This is a genomic window from Vreelandella sp. L-25, from assembly GCF_056857535.1.
Window position 1 is genome coordinate 114712 of sequence record NZ_JBSXNH010000084.1, and the last position, 20638, is coordinate 135349.

Annotated in this window: 17 protein-coding genes and 1 pseudogene; 8 read left to right on the forward strand and 10 right to left on the reverse strand. The window is 58.3% G+C overall.

The features are described 5' to 3' along the window. Positions 1-6 precede the first annotated feature (6 nt). The 7 genes from AC13CN_RS14445 to AC13CN_RS14475 all read left to right on the forward strand — a co-directional run bounded on the left by AC13CN_RS14445 (position 7) and on the right by AC13CN_RS14475 (position 6729). Positions 7-924 (forward strand): hydroxymethylglutaryl-CoA lyase, encoded by a 918-nt coding sequence (locus AC13CN_RS14445; RefSeq protein WP_062375101.1) that lies wholly within the window; start codon positions 7-9, stop codon positions 922-924. Positions 925-999: 75 nt separating this feature from the next. Next, on the forward strand, positions 1000-2700 hold the full coding sequence (locus tag AC13CN_RS14450; RefSeq protein WP_062375103.1) for an AMP-binding protein: 1701 nt from the start codon (positions 1000-1002) through the stop codon (positions 2698-2700). Positions 2701-2810: 110 nt separating this feature from the next. Beyond that, the gene (locus tag AC13CN_RS14455; RefSeq protein WP_058578063.1) at positions 2811-3641 is read left to right on the forward strand and encodes a class I SAM-dependent methyltransferase; all 831 of its coding nucleotides are present in this window, start codon (positions 2811-2813) and stop codon (positions 3639-3641) included. A gap of 44 nt (positions 3642-3685) precedes the next feature. Then, positions 3686-4255: a hypothetical protein gene (locus AC13CN_RS14460; protein WP_058578062.1), complete on the forward strand. Its 570-nt coding sequence runs from the start codon at positions 3686-3688 to the stop codon at positions 4253-4255. A 115-nt stretch (positions 4256-4370) separates the two neighbouring features. Then, positions 4371-4640 (forward strand): Trp family transcriptional regulator, encoded by a 270-nt coding sequence (locus tag AC13CN_RS14465; protein WP_062375105.1) that lies wholly within the window; start codon positions 4371-4373, stop codon positions 4638-4640. Next, positions 4637-6058: an anthranilate synthase component I family protein gene (locus tag AC13CN_RS14470; protein ID WP_062375106.1), complete on the forward strand. Its 1422-nt coding sequence runs from the start codon at positions 4637-4639 to the stop codon at positions 6056-6058. Before AC13CN_RS14465 ends, AC13CN_RS14470 begins: the two co-directional genes overlap by 4 nt. Next, positions 6055-6729 (forward strand): anthranilate synthase component II, encoded by a 675-nt coding sequence (locus AC13CN_RS14475; RefSeq protein ID WP_054640824.1) that lies wholly within the window; start codon positions 6055-6057, stop codon positions 6727-6729. Before AC13CN_RS14470 ends, AC13CN_RS14475 begins: the two co-directional genes overlap by 4 nt. On the opposite strand, the gene AC13CN_RS14480 is transcribed toward AC13CN_RS14475, so the two are convergent. The 8 genes and pseudogenes from AC13CN_RS14480 to cysM all read right to left on the reverse strand — a co-directional run bounded on the left by AC13CN_RS14480 (position 6713) and on the right by cysM (position 16594). Then, positions 6713-7009 (reverse strand): DUF1294 domain-containing protein, encoded by a 297-nt coding sequence (locus AC13CN_RS14480; protein ID WP_228219151.1) that lies wholly within the window; start codon positions 7007-7009, stop codon positions 6713-6715. The two genes, AC13CN_RS14475 and AC13CN_RS14480, sit on opposite strands and share 17 nt — an antisense overlap. A 6-nt stretch (positions 7010-7015) precedes the next feature. Then, entirely contained in the window at positions 7016-8092 is a 1077-nt protein-coding gene (rluF, locus tag AC13CN_RS14485; protein ID WP_062375108.1) for a 23S rRNA pseudouridine(2604) synthase RluF, read from the reverse strand. 26 nt (positions 8093-8118) lie between these two features. Continuing rightward, positions 8119-8223 (reverse strand): annotated as a pseudogene (locus AC13CN_RS14490) (DUF924 family protein); the annotation flags it as partial. Between the two features lie 169 nt (positions 8224-8392). Beyond that, positions 8393-11041 carry a phosphoenolpyruvate carboxylase gene (ppc, locus tag AC13CN_RS14495; protein ID WP_062375110.1) on the reverse strand — a complete coding sequence of 883 codons (2649 nt, stop codon included), beginning with the start codon at positions 11039-11041 and terminating at the stop codon, positions 8393-8395. Between the two features lie 42 nt (positions 11042-11083). After that, complete coding sequence (mazG, locus tag AC13CN_RS14500; protein ID WP_044628367.1) at positions 11084-11911, reverse strand: nucleoside triphosphate pyrophosphohydrolase; 828 nt, start codon at positions 11909-11911, stop codon at positions 11084-11086. Then, on the reverse strand, positions 11911-14187 hold the full coding sequence (gene relA, locus AC13CN_RS14505) for a GTP diphosphokinase (protein WP_062375112.1): 2277 nt from the start codon (positions 14185-14187) through the stop codon (positions 11911-11913). The genes mazG and relA overlap by 1 nt, the downstream gene beginning before the upstream one ends. 70 nt (positions 14188-14257) lie before the next feature. After that, a complete protein-coding gene (gene rlmD, locus AC13CN_RS14510; RefSeq protein ID WP_062375113.1) occupies positions 14258-15697 on the reverse strand; it encodes a 23S rRNA (uracil(1939)-C(5))-methyltransferase RlmD in 1440 nt (479 codons plus the stop codon). Beyond that, positions 15698-16594, reverse strand: a complete 897-nt coding sequence (gene cysM / locus AC13CN_RS14515; RefSeq protein ID WP_044628370.1) for a cysteine synthase CysM — start codon at positions 16592-16594, stop codon at positions 15698-15700. 91 nt (positions 16595-16685) lie between these two features. Between cysM and AC13CN_RS14520 the strand changes: the two genes are divergently transcribed. Next, on the forward strand, positions 16686-19373 hold the full coding sequence (locus AC13CN_RS14520; protein WP_062375115.1) for an ATP-binding protein: 2688 nt from the start codon (positions 16686-16688) through the stop codon (positions 19371-19373). A 22-nt stretch (positions 19374-19395) separates the two neighbouring features. Here the strand turns inward: AC13CN_RS14520 and acpS are convergent, their stop codons facing one another. Further along, entirely contained in the window at positions 19396-19773 is a 378-nt protein-coding gene (acpS, locus tag AC13CN_RS14525; protein ID WP_062375143.1) for a holo-ACP synthase, read from the reverse strand. 1 nt (position 19774) lies between these two features. Further along, a complete protein-coding gene (gene pdxJ, locus AC13CN_RS14530) occupies positions 19775-20596 on the reverse strand; it encodes a pyridoxine 5'-phosphate synthase (protein ID WP_062375117.1) in 822 nt (273 codons plus the stop codon). Positions 20597-20638 lie beyond the last annotated feature (42 nt).

The following is a 20638-nucleotide window of genomic DNA, read 5'->3' on the forward strand; positions in this document are numbered from 1 at the left end:
CCACACATGGCACTGCCTACGTCTATCAAGCTATTTGAAATGGCCCCCCGCGACGGGCTGCAGAACGAGCCGGGCACCATGGTGCCCACCGCCACCAAAATCGAGCTGATTGAGCGGCTGGCAAATGCGGGCATTCGCCACATTGAAGCGGCCAGCTTTGTCTCGCCCAAGTGGGTGCCGCAAATGGGCGATGCCGCTGAGGTGATGCGCGGCATTCAGCGCCAGCACGGCGTGGTGTATTCCGCGCTAACGCCTAACCTCAAAGGGTTAGAAGGCGCCCTGGAGGCAGGCGTTGAGGAAGTCGCGGTATTCGGTGCGGCATCGGAAGCGTTCTCCCAGAAGAACATCAACTGCTCGATTGCCGAGTCGCTGGCGCGCTTTGAGCCGGTGCTTGCCCGCGCCAACGAGGTAGGCGTGAGGGTGCGGGGCTACGTCTCCTGCGTGCTGGGCTGCCCTTACGAGGGCGACATTGCCCCCCATAAAGTAGCGGATGTCGCCAAAGCGCTGTATGAGATGGGCTGCTATGAAGTTTCCCTGGGCGACACCATTGGCGTGGGGACCCCGCTGGCCGCTAAGCGGATGATCGAAGCCACTCGCCAGCAGGTGCCGATTGAGAAACTGGCCGCTCATTTTCACGACACTTACGGCATGGCGATTGCCAACCTGTACGCCGTACTGGAAGAAGGCGTGAGCGTGATTGATGCCGCCACGGCAGGCCTGGGTGGCTGCCCCTACGCTAAGGGCGCATCGGGCAACGTGGCCACCGAAGACGTGCTCTATTTATTGGAAGGGCTGGGCATCGATACCGGCATCGACCTTCAGGCAGTGATCGATACCGGCTACTGGATCACTCAGCAGCTTGGCCGTCAACCCAGTGCCAAAGTGGCACTCGCCAAAGGGTGTGCCAAAAGCAGCAAAGCATAACGCCACCCAAACAACCTAATAATTAAAAATGCGTCACTTCCCGTTCAGATAAGAAAAAGACATCGGAGACTCACCATGGCATCACCTGCAACCTTGCCCAGCTACACCAGCAGCACCGCAGAAAAGCCGCTGTTGGGCATGACCATTGGCGATAAATTCGACCAAATTGCCGCCCAGCACCCGGATAACGATGCGTTGATAGCGCTACACCAGAATATTCACTGGAGCTACCGCGAGCTTCAGCAGGAAGTGAACCGCTGCGCCCGCGCCCTGCTCGCGATTGGTGTACAAAAAGGCGACCGCGTGGGCATTTGGGCACCCAACTGCAGCGAGTGGACGTTGGCCCAGTTTGCCACCGCCAAAATTGGCGCAATTCTCGTGAACATCAACCCGTCTTACCGAACCCACGAGCTGGAGTACGCGCTGAACCAGTCCGGCGCGCGCTTTTTAGTCACCGCCAACCAATTCAAAAGCTCCGACTACACGGCGATGCTGTTCGAGCTGGCGCCAGAACTCAACAGCTGCGCGGAAGGTCAACTAAAATCACAGAAGCTGCCCGAGCTTGAGTGCGTGATTAATTTAAGCGCCGACAAGCACAGCGGCATGTGGCGCTGGGCAGATTTCATCGCCGAAGCCGACAAGGTGAGCCAAACCGACGTGGACGACCTACAGGCCACGCTGCAGTTCGATGATCCGATCAATATCCAGTACACCTCTGGTACCACCGGCTTTCCCAAAGGGGCCACACTCTCCCACCACAACATCCTGAACAATGGCTTTTTTGTGGCGGAAAGCATGGGCTTTACCAGCGAAGACCGTTTGGTCATCCCGGTACCCCTCTACCACTGCTTCGGCATGGTGATGGGTAACCTGGGCTGCGTGACCCACGGCGCGGCGATGATCTACCCAGATGAAGGCTTCGACCCCGGCAAAGTGCTGAAAGCCGTTCATGAGCAGAAAGCCACTGCGTTGTATGGTGTTCCTACCATGTTCATCGCCGAGCTTGAGCACCCGGATTTCGCCAGCACCGATTTTTCGACGCTGCGCACCGGTATTATGGCGGGTTCCATTTGCCCAGCAGAGATCATGAAGCAGGTCATCAACAAGATGAACATGAAGGGCGTGCAAATCGCCTACGGCATGACCGAAACCAGCCCGGTCTCCACGCAAACCGGCGCGAACGACACCATTGAAAAGCGCGTTTCCACCGTGGGCCGCACCCAGCCTCACCTGGAGAGCAAGATCGTCGACCCCGGCAACGGCGGCATTCTACCCCGTGGCGAAATCGGCGAGCTGTGTACCCGTGGCTACAGCGTGATGCTGAAGTATTGGAACAACGATAAAGCCACTGCTGAGGCCATCGACGAGACAGGCTGGATGCACACCGGCGACTTGGCCACCATGGATGACGAGGGCTACATCCAGATCGTCGGTCGCATCAAAGACATGGTGATTCGCGGCGGCGAAAACGTCTACCCGAAAGAGATCGAAGAGTTCTTGTACGCTCACCCGGCGATTTCCGAAGTACAGGTCACCGGCGTGCCAGATAAAAAGTACGGCGAAGAGCTGATTGCCTGGGTGAAGCTCAACAGCACAGCGGGCGAGATTACCGGGGAAGACCTGCGCGAATACTGCAAAGGCAAAATCACCCACTTCAAGATCCCGCGCTACTTCAAGTTCGTGGATGAGTTCCCGATGACCGTGACCGGCAAAATTCAGAAATTCAAAATGCGCGAAATCTCGATTAAAGAGCTGGGGCTGGAAGACCAAAAGTAAAAGGGATCGAAGCTGTTACAACGATCAACTGTCGATCAGAACAACCCGTAGCGGAGGCGTTCGCCAGGGTTGTTCTGATCCTGAGACGTTAGCACCAACCGAGGTTCCCCATGCCCACTTCCCTCGCCCACCACTACCATCAAGCGCTGCGCGACCAGGATATCCTTAACCAACTGAGCTCCCACTACCCCGATGGCCCCACGCTGCATCAATTAGCACCGCTCGACCAGCTGCATATTGGCGGTATCGCCGCATCGAAAAGGCTCTTGGATTTGCTCGATCAGAGCGCCCCTATGGCGCTGGATATTGGCGCAGGGCTGGGGGGATTGATGCGCCAGGGGGCCGCATTGGGTTTTCATCTCACCGGACTGGATATTACCCACCGCTTTAACGTGCTGAATCAAGCCATCAGCGAACTGGCAATGACACAGCCTCCTAACGATTCATCAGCGGGCACTCTGCGCTGTGTGACGGGAGATGCCTGCGCACTGCCGTTTAGTGATGCCAGCTTCGATGCTGTGCTGTTCCAACACAGCCTGATGAATATGCCCGATCCTGCACGCGTACTGGCCGAGTGCCGCCGCGTGCTGCGCCCCGGCGGGCAGCTGGTGATGCATGAGGTGGTCAGCGGCCCTCACTGCGAGGCACTGCGTTTTCCGGTGCCCTGGGCAGAAGGGCCGACACACTCGCATTTGCTGACGTTGGCGGCATTGACACAGCGACTGCAAACGGCGGGCTTCGATATTCGACACTGCGAAGACTGGAGCCACACCGCGCTTAAATGGCGCCAGCGCCAGCGTCAAAAAGAGCAGGCCCCGCGTACCGGTGTGCTCTCCCCGCAGTGGGTGTTTGGCGAACGGTTTATGTGCATGGGTAAACATTTATTGGAAAACTTGGCGAATGGTGCAATTAACGTGGTGGAAATCAGCGCCCGTTGCTAGTCTGTTAGGGATAACGTCAACAAGAAAGGACAAGAGGAACGCCAATGAACCGCTTGGCAAGCACCCTGCTCTTGAGTCTGTTCGGCACGCTCCTACCCCTAGAAGCCACCTTGGCCGATGATGACGCTCCTGCTCTCTCCTATGCAGCCCCCAATAGCGAATGGATGCGCCTCGATAACGGTGTGGTGCTGGAAGGCAGCGACCTGAGCAGCCTGGACACCAACACCACCGGCTTTCGGCTGACCGCGGGATTCAGCCCCGAACAGCTGCCCCGGCTGGATATCGGTGCCGAGATCGCCTATCGCGAAAGTGAAGAAGTCCCCATTACTTCCCAGATGAACCCGCTGCTCATGGACACCCTGAGCCTGGGTGGCGCCTTGGTGGCAGGCGTGCGCATGGGCGCCGTCAGCATTTATGCCAAGTCCGGCTTCACCGAGTGGCGTGGTGAAGCGTACCAGCCCCAGGCCGATGATGGCGGCACGGCGCTACTGCAAGGCTTCGGCGCCACCATGACCATCAACCGGTTGATCAGCCGTTTCGAGTACGAGCGTATCGATGCAGCCACGCTCAGCCACCTCAATATGCTCAGCGCTTCGCTACACCTGCCGTTTTAATCCCAGTTTTCGATGCTGCCAGCCGAGATGTCTCTTGACTCGGCGTTTATCCGTGTTAATGTACTATCGTACTAGTACATTAACACGGATTACATCGACCGCTGGTGACTCACTCATGCCCCTCTCTCCGTCACACTATCAGACTGAGCTGGTACGCCATCTGGTGGCCATCGAGACCCCCGAGGCCATGGACGCTGCGCTGGCAAGCCTTCTGACACCAGCAGAGTACCAAGAAATCAGCAAACGCCTACAGATTTTTAAGCTGCTGCGCGATGGCGTGCCCCACCGCAAAATTGCCGAAACCCTAGGCGTGGGTATTGCGACCGTGTCACGCGGATCACGCGCGCTGACGATGTTAGCCTCTTCACGGAATGATCACTTATGAGCACTACCGATACGGCCGCTGCGGCAGGCCCACAGCCGTTTACCCTGCCCCGCAAGCCCCACTACGTTACCCTGGCGGCGGACTGCGACTTCTTTGCCCTATTTCAAAAAATCGAGCGGCACTTCGATACCTGCTACATGCTGGAGTCGCTGGGCGAAGATAGCCACATGGCGCGCCACTCGATCATTGGTTTCGACCCCGAGTACACGCTCTACGCCAATGGCACCACGCTGACCATTGAAAACCGCGACGGCGATGCCAAGCATTACCAGAGCGACAATCCCTACGAGCTGCTGCGCAGCCTGATCCCGCAAAATATTATTTCACGCAAATACGCGGGCGGATTAAGCGGTTACCTGGGCTACGACGCCATGCAGTACTTCGAGCCGTCGCTGACGCTGAAAGCCAGCGACGACTTCGATACGTTCCGCTTTGGGCTGTATAAAGACGGCTTGATCCTCGACAAGATGACCGGGGAAGTCACCTACTTCTACTACGACAATAGCCGCTACGAGTTTCTGCAGACGCTGATCGACGCCGACGACGAACCCGCAGGCCCGCTGCACATTACAGCGCTGGGCGACACCATGAGCAAAGCCGAGCACGCCGAAGCGGTCGCCAAGGTGAAGCAGGACATCATCGACGGCAAAGTTTTTCAGTGCGAAGTGGGCTTTAAAAAGCGTTTTCGCATTCAGGGCGACACCCTGGCGCTTTACGAGCAGCTGCGTACCATCAACCCCTCGCCGCAGATGTACTACGTGAAGTTTGGCGAACAGAAGCTGATTGGCGCGAGCCCCGAGCTGCTGTTCCGCCTGCGCCAGGGCGAGATGGAGACGTTCCCGCTGGCAGGCACTACCCTGCGCGGCCAAACGCCCCAGGAAGATACCCAGCTTGCCCGCGCGCTGCTCAACGACCCCAAAGAGATCGCCGAGCACAATATGATTGTGGACCTGCACCGCAACGATATTGGCCGAGTGGCCCAGTTTGGCACGGTGAAAGTACGCAGCCTAATGGATATCAAGCGCTTCAGCCACGTTCAGCATATCTCTAGTGAGATCGTCGGAATCATTGCCGAAGGCGAAGACATGTTCACCGCGCTGGCCAGCAACTTCCCGGCGGGCACGCTAACCGGCGCACCTAAAATCGAAGCGATGAAAATCATCGATGACCTAGAAACCGATGGGCGCGGCCCCTACGGCGGCGCGGTGGGCCAGTTCTCTTTCAACGGCGACTGCACCTTTGCGATCCCGATCCGTACGGTGTTTGTCAACGGCGAGCGCGCCTACGTACAAACCTGCGGCGGCAACGTGTACGACAGCAACGCCGAGGATGAATACGAAGAGATTCGCCGCAAATTCGCCGGCACTCGCAAGGCCTTGGCCCCCTTTATGGATACGGAAACGGAGAGCCCCGCATGAAGGTGCTGATCATCGATAACTACGACTCCTTCACCTATAACCTTTACCAGTTTATTGGTGAGATTCTGACCACGGAGAAGAATCGCGGCGAGCTGCCTCATTTTGAGATCATGGTGAAGCGCAATAACCAGATTGATTTTAAAGCGATTGAAGCCATGGCGCCGGATCGCATTATTATCTCGCCTGGCCCAGGCTCGCCGGATGACCCGCGCTACTTTGGCGTATGTGCCGAGGTGATTGAGAAGCTGGGCAAAACCACGCCACTGCTGGGGGTTTGCTTAGGCATGCAAGGGATTGTGCATGTGTTTGGCGGCAAGGTGGTCAAAGCGCCGCTGCCAATGCACGGTAAAATCAGCCCCATTAATCACAATAACCAATCGGTATTCAACGGCGTGCCCGACCAGCTTGAAGTGATGCGCTACCACTCACTGATTGCCGATGCGGCGACACTTCCAGAGTGCCTAGAAGTGACCGCCACAGTAGGTGCACTCACCGCCGACAACTTTGCTGAGCGCGGCCGCTGGCAGGCAGCGGGTGAATTTGAGCTGATGGGCGTAAAGCACCGTGACTACCCAATTCACGGCATTCAGTTTCACCCGGAGTCGTTTGCCACCGAGGGCGGCAAAGAGCTCATCGCTAACTTCCTATTTGCCCCTAACGCAGTGGCATAACCGCGACAAGACCACCTAACACTGCAATATTGAGCAGCACCGTGGCCCAATAAACGCGTCGAAAGCTGGTTTTTTGGGTCTTGTGGCGCAGCTGCTGCTGCGCGCACCATGCCCCCGGCCAACCGCCTAGCAGCGCCAGCCAGTGCAGCGTTTTCTCACTCACCCGCTGGCGCTGTTTAATCGCGGCCCGCTTATCCCACGCATAGAGAACGTAGGTAATCACGCTGGCCGTCGCATACCACGCCAGTAGGTAACTCATATAAGTTGGCATCTCTGTCATGGAGAACTACTTGCGCCGGGAAGGCGGCTTACCGGAGGCAGCTTTACCCCCGCTGGGGCGTCCGCCCTTTATCGCGCCCTTACGCGCGCCCGGTTTGCCGCTAGAGTGGCTCCCGGGCCTCCCCTTTCCTTTAGTGGCCGGTCTTCCCGCTGACACTGCTCCTTTGCCGCCTGACTTACCAGCAGCGGCCCCTTTTGCCTTGGGATCCTTGCGGGCTTTGTTACCCGCGCCGGCACCTGAAGAGGCCCGTTTTGCTGCCGTCTTTTTATCCTGCGCGCTACTTCTACCGCCGCTGTAGTTGGGTCGGGCGATTTTTTTCTTCTCAGGTGCTTTCTTCTCAGATGTTTTCTTCTCAGGCGCTACATCTGAGGTTTCGGTGAGGGCAACAATGGTCTCGATCTCTTTGGGCGTCAGGTCACGCCAATCCCCCAGCGCCAGCCCTTTCAGCGAGACGTTCATGATGCGCGTACGTACCAGTTGCGTCACTTCGTAGCCAAAGTATTCGCACATACGGCGAATTTGGCGGTTGAGCCCCTGCACTAGCGTGATATTGAACACAAAGGTGGACTCTTTAACCACCTGACACTTTTTGGTCATCTGCCCAAGGATCGGCACGCCGCCCTGTATACCGGCAATAAACTCGTTGGTGATCGGTTTATCGACCGTCACCACGTACTCTTTTTCGTGGTTGTTGTTGGCGCGCAGGATTTTGTTGACCAAGTCGCCGTTGTTGGTGAGAAAGATCAACCCCTGGGAGTCTTTATCTAAGCGCCCAATGGGGAAAATACGCGTGCCGTGCTTCACAAACTCAACGATATTGTCTTTTTCTGCCGACTCCGTGGTGCTGACAATCCCCACCGGTTTGTTGAGCGCGATCAGTACTAAATCCTCCTCTTCCTGCGGCTCAATCTCCTGGCCGTTGACCTTTACCCGATCCCCCGCGACCACTTGGTCACCAGTGGTTGCCCGGCGGCCGTTGATCCACACATTGCCCTGCTCGACAAAGCGGTCCGCCTCCCGGCGGGAGCAGAGGCCGCTTTCGCTGATGTATTTATTGATACGGGTAGATTTTCGTAACGACATAAATCGCCATATAGCCTAAATAAACGTTAAAAAGAGGAGCCGGGCTGCTTGAGGAACTCGACCTCTTCCGGAGTCGAGGCTCTGCCCAAGACCGCATTGCGATGCGGGTAGCGCCCAAAGCGATCGATAATCTGTTGGTCGATTTGGGCATCTTTCTTAAACCACTGGGCTGGCGACAACTCCTGAAACCAGAATGCCAGCACGGCCTGAGCGTCTGTGGTCATGTTTCTGCCTCCAACACTGGACATAAAGAAAAGCGCCGCCACCCATCGGTAGCGGCGCTGGTGGGCTGTCTTCAGCTTAGCCGGTGTTACGCAGGCCAGCCGCAATACCCGCCATGGTGACCATTAACGCGCGGGAGAGATCTGGGCTAATCGCCCCATCAGCATCCCGGTTACGCTGCAAAAGCTCGGCTTGCAGGCCATGCAGCGGGTCGATGTAGGGGTTGCGCACGTCAATCGCCTGACGAATCAGTGGCGTGTTCTCCAGCAGTTTCTCCTGCTGCAGGATATCTAACACCACGTCTTCCAGACGCTCGAAGCGCTCACGGAGTTTTTTGCCCAGCGCTTTTAGCGACGGCTCGTCCACCAAGCGGTGCTCGTAGTAGGCGGCAATCGCCACGTCTGCTTTGGCTAGCAGCATCTCTAACATATCCAGGTAGGTGCCAAAGAAGGGCCACTGGGTGCGCATTTCTTGCAGCACTTCACGGCCGCCGGGCTGCTCCAGACGGCGGGAGAAGGCTTCGCCACTGCCAAGCCAAGCGGGCAGCATCAGGCGGATCTGCGTCCAGGCAAAAATCCAGGGGATCGCCCGCAGGGTTTCTACGCCACCATCCTGACGGCGCTTGGTGGGCCGCGAGCCTAGCGGCAGCCTACCCAGCGCGCCCTCCGGCGTCACCGCACGGAAATAGGGGACGAAGTCGGGATCTTCCCGTACAACACCCACGTAAGCCGCATGGGCCACCTTGGCCAGTTGATCCATCTCTTCGCGCCAGTGGGGTTCCGGCGCGGGCGGTGGCAATAGCGTGGCTTCCAGCACCGCACAGGCGTAGATCTCCATGGAACGCAGCGCGATATCCGGCTGGCCGAACTTAAAGCGAATCATCTCGCCCTGCTCGGTCACCCGCAGGCTGCCGTTCACGGAGCCAGGCGGCTGAGACAGAATCGCCGCGTGAGCCGGGCCGCCACCACGGCCAACGGTGCCGCCACGGCCGTGGAACAGCGTTAGGTCCACACCATGTTTCTCACACACGTTCACCAGCGCTTCCTGGGCGCGGTACTGTGCCCAAGCGGCGGCGAGCTGACCGGCATCTTTGGCGGAGTCGGAGTAGCCGATCATCACTTCTTGGCGGTCTTTCGTCAGGGCGCGGTAGCCCGGCAGCGCCAGCAGCTGATCAACCACATCCCCCGCGTGGTCCAGGTCGTTGAGGGTCTCGAACAGCGGCGCGATGGGCAGCGTTACTTGCCCACCCACTTCCTTCATCAACAGTGCCACGGTGAGCACATCAGAGGGCTCGGCGGCCATGGAGATAATGTAAGTACCCAGCGCTTCCGCGTGCTCCTGGGCGATCACCTTGAAGGTATCGATGACTTCCCGGGACTCTGCCGAACACTCCCAGCGGCGGGGAATCAGCGGGCGGCGAGACTCAAGCTCCGCCAGCAAAAACTCCTGACGCTGGGTTTCGCTCCACTCCTGGTAATGGCCTAGCCCCAGGGAGCTGGTGAGTTCTTCCATTACTTGGGCGTGGCGGCTGGCTTCCTGGCGAAGGTCGAGCTTGGTCAGCGTGACGCCGAACACGGCCACGCGGCGCAGGGTATCCAGCAGCGCACCGTTGGCAATGGTATCCAGCCCCACGTCGCACAGCGAGCGGTAGCAGGCCAGCAGCGGCGCGTAAATTTGGTCGCGGGTTTCAATAATCGGCCCGCCATCGTAGTTGCGGCCATCCAGCTGCGCTTTTGCCCAGTCGCGGGTGGCTTCCATTTTGGTTAGTAACCGTTTGAGCAGCTCCCGGTAGGGTTCCGCCACATCGCCCACTTCGGCTTTTAGGGCGCTGTTGGCTTTCCACATGGAGAGCTCGGTTTTGAGCTGTTCTAAATCGCGCAGATAGAGATCCGCTGCCATCCAGCGGCCTAGCAGCAGCACTTCCTGGGTGACTTTGGCGGTGACATTCGGGTTGCCGTCGCGGTCGCCACCCATCCAGGAGGCGTAGCGAATCGGCGCGGCATCCAGCGGCAGGCGCTCGCCCGCAGTGTCCAGCAGCAGGTTATCCAGGTCGCGGTGGAAATCCGGCACCGCCTGCCACAGCGAGTTCTCGATCACCGCAAAGCCCCACTTCGCCTCATCCACCGGCGTTGGGCGTTCGTGACGAATCTCGTCGGTATGCCACGCCTGACTAATCAGCTCTTCCAAGCGGCCTTGGGCGCGGGCGCCGCGTTCGGGGTAATCCTCGGAGCTTTCGATCGCAGTCAAGCACTCATCGATCGCATCGTATTTTTGGATCAGCGTACGACGGATGACCTCGGTGGGGTGAGCGGTCAGTACGAGCTCGACGCGCATATTAGCCAGGGTTTCCACCAGCTTGCGGGGCGAGTTACCGGCCTGCTGAGCGCGCCCCAAGAGCTCCCCTAGCGCGGGCTGCGAACCGGGTTTGTAATCCTCCACCCGACGGAACCGTGCCCGGTAGTGCTGCTCGGCGATATTGGCCAAATTCAAGAACTGGTTGAATGCGCGGGTCACCGGGAGCAGGTCCCGCTCGGGTAGCTGACGCAAATACTCGATGAGCTGGCGCTGTTGAAGCGAGTCGCCCTGGCGACCGCGCTTGGCGTGGGCACGAATGGTTTCAATCTTATCGACAAACGACTGGCCTAAGTCATCGGCGATGGTACGCCCAAGACTGTCCCCCAGAATACGCACGTTATCGCGCAGTGATTCGTGTAGATCATGACTCATTGGCGTGGCCTCCTTGCGGGGTCGCGTTGATAGGTGGTGACATTAGCGTTGTTCTTGTGCTTTCGCGGCTTGCCAGTGACTTTCCATCTCATCCAGCGAGGCCTCGTTCACAGGGCGCTCTGATTCAGCAAGCGCGCGCTCGACAAAGCGAAAGCGACGTTCGAATTTTGCGTTGGTACGGCGCAAGCACTGTTCGGGATCGGCACCCAACGTGCGCGCTAAATTGGTGACGGCAAACAGCAGGTCGCCGACCTCCTCCTGGGCGTGCTGACGATCCCCCGCCGCCAGCGCCTCTTCGACCTCCTCCAGTTCCTCGCGAATTTTGGCCAGTACGCCCTCGGCATTCGACCAATCAAAGCCTACGCGGGCGGCCCGCTTCGAGAGCTTGGCGGCGCGGCTTAACGCAGGCAGCGTTCGGGGTACATCGTCCAGCACCGAAGGAGGTTGCGTAGCACGCTTGGCGCGTTCGTCGGCTTTGAGCGCTTCCCAGCGGCTATTCACCTGCTGGGTCTTTACTTCATCGGCACTCACGCCGGTCGGGCGACGGGACGCCAGCGTTCCGTCTGGGAACACATGGGGATGACGGCGCAGCATCTTGGCGGTCAGCGTATCGACGATATCGTGAAAATCGAAGCGCTGCTCTTCTGCGCCAAATTGGGCGTAATAGACCACTTGAAAAAGCAGGTCGCCGAGCTCGCCGGGCAGTTCATCGAAGGCGCGACGCTCGATGGCGTCGGCCACTTCGTAAGCCTCTTCCAGGGTGTGGGGCACGATGCTGTCCCAATCCTGCTGGATATCCCACGGGCAGCCCTGCTCCCGGTCGCGCAGCACGGCCATTAGGGTGAGCAAATCCTCCAGGGTATGACGCATCAGGCCCCTCCTTTACGGGCACTTTTCTCGGGATCGGCGTTACGCAGGCGACGCACTTCGGTCACGTTGGGCAACTGCTGAATACGCGAGAACAGCCTGCCCAGGGATTCAAGGCCATCGACTTCCAGGGTAATCCTCAGTCGGGCGATGCCCTCGTCGGTATCCGTAAGCGTGTTGACCGCTAACACATTGACCTTTTCATTACCCAAGAGACCGGTCACATCGCGCAGCAGGCCGGAGCGGTCCCAGGCTTGAATCTCGATGGTCACCGGGTAGCGAGTGTGTGCCCGCTCGCCCCACTCCACCTCGATAATGCGCTGGGGCTCTTCCATACGCAATTGGAGAATGTTGGAGCAATCCTGGCGGTGGACGGTCACGCCGCGCCCCTGGGTAATAAAGCCCACAATAGGCTCACCGGGCACCGGGCGGCAGCAGTTGGCCATGCTGGTTTTCAGATTGCCCACCCCCAGCACGGTGATATCGCTTTGGGTCGCCTTGCTGGGCTGGCGGCGTGGTTTTGCCAATAGGCGGTCGAGCTGCTCCTGGTCGTCGGTTTCACCAAACAGCTGTTGGGCCTGGTGCAGCACTTGCCCAATACGCAGGTCGCCAGCCCCCAGCGCCGCGTACATATCGTCGGCGTTTTGGTAATTAACGGCCTTGGCGAGCTTGGTCAGGTCCAGCCCTTCCACATCCAAGCGGCGCATTTCGCGCTCAAAAAGTACCCGACCTTCATGCAGGTTTTGGTCGCGGGCCTGGTGCTTGAACCACGCCTGGATTTTTGCCCGGGCGCGGGAGGTGCGCACGTAACCTAAGCTGGGGTTGAGCCAGTCACGGCTGGGGCCGCCTTTGGTGGCAGTAAGAATCTCGATCTGCTGGCCGGTTTTGAGCTTGTAGGTCAGCGGTACGATACGGCCGTTAACCTTGGCTCCCCTGCAAAGGTGGCCAATTTCGGTATGCACCCGGTAAGCAAAATCGATCGGCGTGGCGATACGCGGCAGGTCGATGACGTGCCCATCGGGGGTAAAAACGTAGATGCGGTCTGGGGCGACATCGCTGGAGAGGCCTTCGCGCAGGTCGCCAAAGCCGCCCACTTCGTCCTGCCACTCCAATACTTGGCGCAGCCAGGCGATTTTCTCTTCGTAGCTGCGGCTCTTGGCGTTGGTATCGTGGCCTTTATAGCGCCAGTGGGCACACACCCCAAGCTCTGCCTCGTCGTGCATGGCAAAAGTGCGGATCTGAATCTCCAGCACCTTGTTTTCCGGCCCGAGTACCGCCGTATGCAGCGACTGGTAGCCGTTTTTCTTGGGGTTGGCAATGTAGTCGTCAAACTCGTTGGGAACGTGGTGCCAGCGGGAGTGGACAATCCCCAGTACGGTGTAGCAGTCGGTGACTTCCGGCACCAGAATACGCACGGCGCGTACATCGTGCACTTGCGAGAAGTCGATCCGTTTGCGTTTCATTTTGCGCCAGATGGAGTAGATGTGCTTGGCTCGACCACTCACGTCGTAACGGTGAATGTGTTGCGCTTCCATCAGGCTTTTGAGGGTTTCGACGACGTCGTGAATATAGCGGTCGCGGTCCAGGCGCTTCTCCGCCAATAGCTTGGCGATAGCCTTGTACTCATCCTCGTGCAGGTAGCGAAACGAGAGGTCTTCTAGCTCCCATTTGATCTGGCCAATGCCCAGGCGGTGGGCCAGCGGTGCGTAGATATCCGCTACTTCCCTGGCGACCTGTAAGCATTTCTCACGGGGAGCGTCTTTGACTTGGCGCAGCGCACAGGTGCGCTCGGCAATTTTGATCAGGGCAACGCGCACGTCGCCCACCATATTCACCAGCATTTTGCGCAGGTTTTCCTGCTGGTTGTACTGGCTCATGCCATGGTTGGGTGCCAACGGGTAGCTAATGGCGGCCATTTGCAGCACACCGTCGATCAGCTTCGCCACTTCATCCCCAAAGCGTTTGGTCACCGCCTCCAGGCTCAGCAGCCCTTCCCGCACGGCGCGGTAAAGCACGGCCGCCTCTAGCGCTGGCTGGTCGAGCTTCAGGTCGGCGAGGATGTCCGCCATCTCAAGCCCCATGCGGAAGCTGGAGCCGGGCGACAGCCACACGCGATGGGTTCGAGGCGCTTCCCGATCTAACTGCTCGGCAAGCTCGCAGGCTTCCTGCAAACGCTCGGGTTCACGTAGGCGCACATCTTCTTGAAGGCGCGTTAACCATTGTTGTATGTCCACCTTTCCGCTTTCTGTCAGCGGTTGGTCTTCACGCACTTTCACCATGACGTTCACTCATCCTTTCTGGGTGACGGCCTCCACACCGCCGCCACCAATGCTCGCTGCAAAGGGCAGGCTAGCCCGCATATTCAAACAGCATCAGCGTTTCCATGTGGGCAGTGTGCAGAAACATATCTGCCACTGTGACTTGCTTGACGCGATATCCCGCATGCACAAGGTGTGCCGCATCCCTGGCCAGCGTGGCCGGGTCACAGGAAATATAGGCCACCTTCGCCACCTGATGGCGCCCCACTGCTTGGCAAATAGCTTCCGCCCCGCTGCGTGGGGGATCTAATACCAACGCATCCACCGAACGCTCGCGAAGCAGTGTTTTTACCGCTATTGCATCGTTTAGATCTGCCTGCTGAACGCTCACATTGAGCTGGTTCAGCGCTGCGTTAGTGCCAAGGCGCTCTACCATGGCGGTGTTACCTTCTACCACGTGCACGCTGGCGCCTGCAGCGGCCAGAGGAAGGCTGAAGTTCCCCATCCCGGCAAACAGGTCGAGTAGCTGCATCCCAGGTACTGGCGTTAACCATGCTACCACCTGAGACACCATCTTTTGATTGACCTCGGCATTTACCTGCAAAAAGTCACCTGGCGCAAACTGCAGTACCAGTTCAGGACCAACGTCTTCCTGCGCGGGCGACACACCAAGCGCACTCAGCGAAAAGCGCTCTTCCAACACAGGCTCTGCACCATGCCAGTGCAAGGACGGTGACTCACGCCCTAACCATGCGCCTAATCTCACTTGGTGCTGGTCAGCAAACCCTTGCCAGCGCTGCCAATCCTGCGGCTGCTCTTTTAACTGCCTGACCAGCACCACCGTAGCCTGGGGCGTCGCCAGCAGTTCAATATGCCCTACCGCGCGGGGTGCATCCAGTTCAGTAAGCAGTTGCTTTAGTGGGGCTATCAGTGCTTGAAGGGCAGGTACCAATACATGGCAGTGGTCGATATCCACCAGCCGGTGGCTGTTGGCGGCACGAAAACCTAGCCGAACACTTCCCTGAGCGTCGACTTTAACACCTAGCCGCGCCCGTCGGCGGTAACCTTCCTGGTGCCCAGAAATCGCCGCCACCTCGCCAAGCGGTATGCCTTGGCGCGCCATTAATTCGCTAACGACTTCACGCTTGTGGGCGCGCTGGGCATCCACCGCCAGATGCTGCAAATCACACCCGCCGCAGTGTCCGAAGTGGCTGCAAGGCGGCGTCACCCGCTGGGGCGAGGTAGTCATCAGCGCTTTCACATGCGCTTCATCAAAGCGCTTGCGGGTGATGTGTATCGCCACCTCAACCTGTTCGCCCGGTAGCGCTTGGTCGACAAACACGGTTTTACCCGCCGGGTTATGGCTAACGCCACGGCCATCGTGGGCTAACCGTTCAATCACCAGCGGCGCCGAGAAGTCGCTAGTGGTAGCCGCACTCTTGGCCGCCTTGCCGTTGCCGCTTGGCTGGCGCGCCAGCCCGGAGTGGCCGGAGGCGGGACGCGGCGGCCGCCGCTTACCCAACATAGCCATCTATACCTCCGGGGCAAATAAGCCCGTGGAGAGGTAGCGGTCACCACGGTCACAGACAATAAACACGATGACCGCATTTTCGGTTTGTTCAGCAATGCGCAGCGCACCCGCTAGGCTTCCGCCAGATGAAACGCCTGCCAGAATGCCCTCTTCTCGGGCCAGGCGGCGCATATGCGCTTCCGCTTCTTGCTGGCCGATATCCAGGGTGGTATCCACGCGCGGCGCTTCAAAAATCGCTGGCAGATACTCTTTAGGCCAGCGACGAATGCCGGGGATACTGGCCCCATCAGCGGGCTGCAAGCCCACAATCTGAATCGCGCTGTTCTGCTCTTTAAGATAGCGCGACACGCCCATGATGGTGCCCGTGGTGCCCATTGAGCTCACAAAGTGGGTCACTTCACCGCCGGTTTGCTGCCATATTTCTGGCCCGGTAGTGCGGTAGTGCGCCAGCGGGTTATCTGGATTAGCAAACTGATTGAGCGGCTTACCTTCACCCCGGGCAATCATGGCATCTGCGATGTCACGAGCCTCTTCCATACCGCCTTCTTTACTGGCCGTAATCAGCTTAGCGCCGTAGGCCGCCATGGCCTGCTTGCGCTCGGCGGAAGCATTTTCCGGCATAATCAGGGTCATGTTGTACCCTTTTAGAGCCGCCGCCATAGCAAGCGCAATGCCGGTATTGCCGGAAGTCGCCTCAATTAACGTATCCCCTGGGGAAATTTCCCCACGAGCTTCCGCTTCACTCAGCATAGAGAGCGCGGGACGATCTTTCACCGAGCCCGCGGGGTTATTGCCTTCGAGTTTGGCAAGCAGCGTATTGTTCTTCCCAGCGGTAATTCGCTTCAAGCGAACCAAGGGCGTATTGCCGACCACATCTTCAAGCGTGGGATAATTCATCGAACATTCCTTATCGTAACCGTTATGCTGCATTATATCGGTGCTGCCTGTGACTGGACAGGCAACCTACTAGATTCAACGAGCTTCTTTCATGTCATTAAACACGCGCCTGCTGTTTGCTCTGCTTGGTTTCCCACTGTTGGTCTACGCCGTTATGGCAATATTGCTTGTTATCCAGAGCGACCTGGGAGGACGCGACGAGCTTAAAGAGCGCTTAATCAGCGCTGGTGAGTTGATGGCTCCCAGCTTAGGCGATGCCATGGCCGACGGGGATTTACAGCGCCTTGAAAAGCTCGCTAGGCAGCTGTTGGAGCATCGCGGGCTGCGAGCCGTGACGCTGTTTGATGAACAGGGCAACCGTCTGCTGGTGCTAGGTAGCTCTATGCCACCGCCTAGACTGGATGCGCCAATGGCAACGGCCATCACCATGGAAGAGGACGCCTGGCGGCTGCGGGTGCCGCTGGGCAGCAGCGACACCCTGCGCATGACGAACGGGTGGTTAGAGGCTGAGATGGATACCCGCACCCTAACGCTTGAGCGCTATAAGCTTATTGCAAGCCTGAGCCTTGGCGGTATGTTGCTGGGGTTACTGCTATTTTTAATCGCATTTGCCATTAGCCGCTATGCTACCCGTCCAATCGAAGAGGCTAACCAGGCACTTTATCGCCTGTCGCGTGGCGACTACAGCTTGCTAATATCATCGGCCAAGCCCACCGAGCTAAAGCAGCTGGCCGATCATATCAACCGTTTAGCCGAACATTTCCAGCAGGCCCAGCGGGATATGCAGAGCCAGATTGAGCAGGCCACCAGTGAGCTGCAGGAGTCGATGGAAACCATCGAAGAGCAGAATATCAAGCTAGACCTTGCTCACCGCAGCGCGCTGCGCGCCAATGCTGTTAAATCCGAATTTCTGGCCAATATGAGCCACGAGATCCGCACACCGCTCAACGGCATTATTGGTTTTTGCCGCTTGCTGGGCCGTTCATCCCTCGACACCCGGCAAGAAGAGTGGCTGGAGCACGTTCGCCGCGCCTGCGATAACCTACTGATGCTGGTGAATGATGTCTTGGACTTCTCCAAACTGGAAGCCGACCGGCTGACTCTGGAAGAGGTCGATGTCGATATTGTTGCCCTGGTTGACGAAATTATTGGCTTGCACGCCCCTGAAGCACAGCGCAAGCAGCTGCACTTGGTCGCCATGGTATATGACGATGTGCCGACTCCCTTATGCGGCGACCCGTTACGCATTCATCAAGTGTTGAACAATCTGCTAGGCAACGCACTAAAATTTACCAACGAAGGCGAGATCATCATTCGCGTTATGCTGGATAGCCAAGAGGGTCAGCATGTCATACTGCATATTAGCGTGAGCGATACCGGCATTGGTTTAAGCGATGAGCACCAGCAGCAGCTCTTTAGCGCGTTCTCACAAGCCGAACCGAGTCACTCTCGCCAGTTCGGCGGCAGCGGTTTAGGGCTGACCATTTGCCGCCAGCTTATTCAGCGGATGGGTGGGGAGATTACGGTAGAAAGCGAACTGGGTAAGGGGTCGACTTTCTCATTTACCCTGCCTCTTCTGGCACACCAGGCGGCTGAGCGCCCGCCGGAGCTGACGCTAGATAACCCCACTATTCGCCTTCACGAAACGCACCCACCCACTCGCCATGTGCTAGAGCATTTACTAGTACGCTGGGGCGCGCGCCCAGTCTCGTTTATTAATGCCGGCAATGAATCGCTGCTGATGCTATGTCTGGCGCAGAGTGACTTTGAAGGTGATCGCAAAGCGTACTGGCAGTCCGTGATTGCGCAAACTCCCTGCCCGGTCATTATTCTGGCGAATACTACTAGCTTTGACCTACCCACGTGGGAATTTCCCTACGGCGGCGAAATGCTGTGCAAACCGTTTACTCGGACGCAGCTTGTGACCACCCTGCGTCAGTTGCTGCAACTGCAACCACTCCCCCTTGCCAGTGAAGCAGTCAGCAAACCGCCGCTTGCCCCTCGCCTAACAATTTTGATTGTCGACGATAACTCGTCAAACCGTGAACTGTTAAAAGCGATGCTGGAGAGCGATACGCTACACATTGTGCTAGCAGAAAGCGGCCAAGAAGCACTGGAGTTTGCGCGCCACCAAATTGCCGATATGGTATTGATGGATATCCGCATGCCGGGGATGGACGGCATACAGGCCACACAAGCGCTGCGGCGTATCAATAATAGCTGGGCGCGCTGCCCTATTATTGCCGTGACGGCCCATGTACTGAGCACTGAACGACAGCAGTGGCTGGCCGAAGGGCTGGATGATGTGCTGATCAAACCCATCGACGATGCCCAGCTACAACAGCTGTTGCAGCGCTTTTTAGGAATTGCACCACGAAAAGCAGCCCCTACTGAAGCAGCTTCCACTCGTCAGTCACAGGTTCCCACCGCTCCCCCTAGCTCGCTGCCAGCGGTCGATTTGATGCTAGGTGCACGCTTGGCAGGAGGCAGGGAGACCTTAGCCAAGCAGCAACTGGTACGGCTCATTGACAGCCTGCCGGAGAGCGAGCAGCAGATACGCGACGCCTTTCAGGCAGGCGATCTAACGGCGCTACTGGACTGGGTGCATGGACTAAACGGAGCCAGCCGCTACTGCGGCGCACCAGAACTAGCCCTGTTGGTGGAAACCCTAGAAACGCGCCTGCGTACCAGTGGCCTACGCCATGTAGAGGCACTGCTTGACGAGCTATACGTCGCCATGACGCGCCTTAGCCAAGAGCGAGCTTCGCTGGTGAACTAACTGCCCCATCGGGGGCAGCTGGTTAGTTCTCTAACACCACAAAGGCGACGGCGTAGTCGGCTTCATCACTCAGCGTAATATGCGCGGCGGTCGCCCCGCTGGCGGTGAACCGCCGCTGCGCTTCACCGCTCAGTTTAAGGCTGGGCTTCCCCAGGGCATCATTGATTACCTGAATATCGCCCCACTGCATCCCCTGGCGAAGCCCAAGGCCCAGGGCTTTCACAAAAGCCTCTTTCGCCGCAAAGCGCTTGGCAAGATAGGCGACTGCTTGTCCCTTCTCCTGCCACACCGCCTGTTCGTCGGGCCCTAAGATACGCTGAGCAAAGCGCGGGCCGTGACGCGTCACGGCCTGGCGAAAACGCTCAACTCGGGCAATGTCCGAGCCAATTCCCACAATCATGTTAATGGCCGCAGCAGTGGTGACTGTCGCCGTGATCGTGGTCATGCTCGTGCTCATGGGCATCAAGCGCAGCCATTAAGCCCGCTTCTTGCCCGGCAATGATTAGTCGTTTCATCTCTTGCACGGCTTCTTTCAAGCCGACAAACAGCGCACGGGCAATGATCGCGTGGCCAATGTTCAGTTCATTAACACCGGGTAGCGCCGCAATGGCTTCCACATTGTGGTAGTGCAACCCGTGACCAGCATTGACCACCAAGCCCAGAGATACGGCGTGTACCGCCGCCGCGCTGAGGCGGTCATACTCGGCGTTGGCCTCGGCACTCCCCGGTTTTGTCTCTGCATAGGCTCCGGTGTGTAACTCGATGGTAGGCGCGCCTGCGCGCTTGGCCGCATCAATTTGTGCTTCATCCGGGTCGATAAACAGCGATACATCGCAGCCAATCGCAGCGAGACGCTGGCAAGCACTGGCGATATGATCAAAACCGCCGACGATATCCAACCCGCCCTCGGTGGTCAGCTCTTCGCGCTTCTCGGGCACCAAGCACACATGGGCCGGGCGCACTTCTTCTGCCAGCGCCAGCATCTCTTCGGTGACCGCCATTTCAAGATTCATGCGCGTATTGAGCACCTCCGCCAGCAGGCGCACGTCACGAGGCTGAATATGGCGGCGGTCTTCGCGTAGGTGGACGGTAATCCCATCGGCTCCAGCTTCTTCCGCCAACAGCGCTGCCTGAACCGGGTCGGGGTAACGAGTGCCACGGGCCTGACGCAGCGTGGCAATATGGTCGATGTTAACGCCGAGTAATATCCGTGGGGGATGCATAGCGGGTCTCCAATCAATAAGCAGCGATAGGTCGTTATCGCG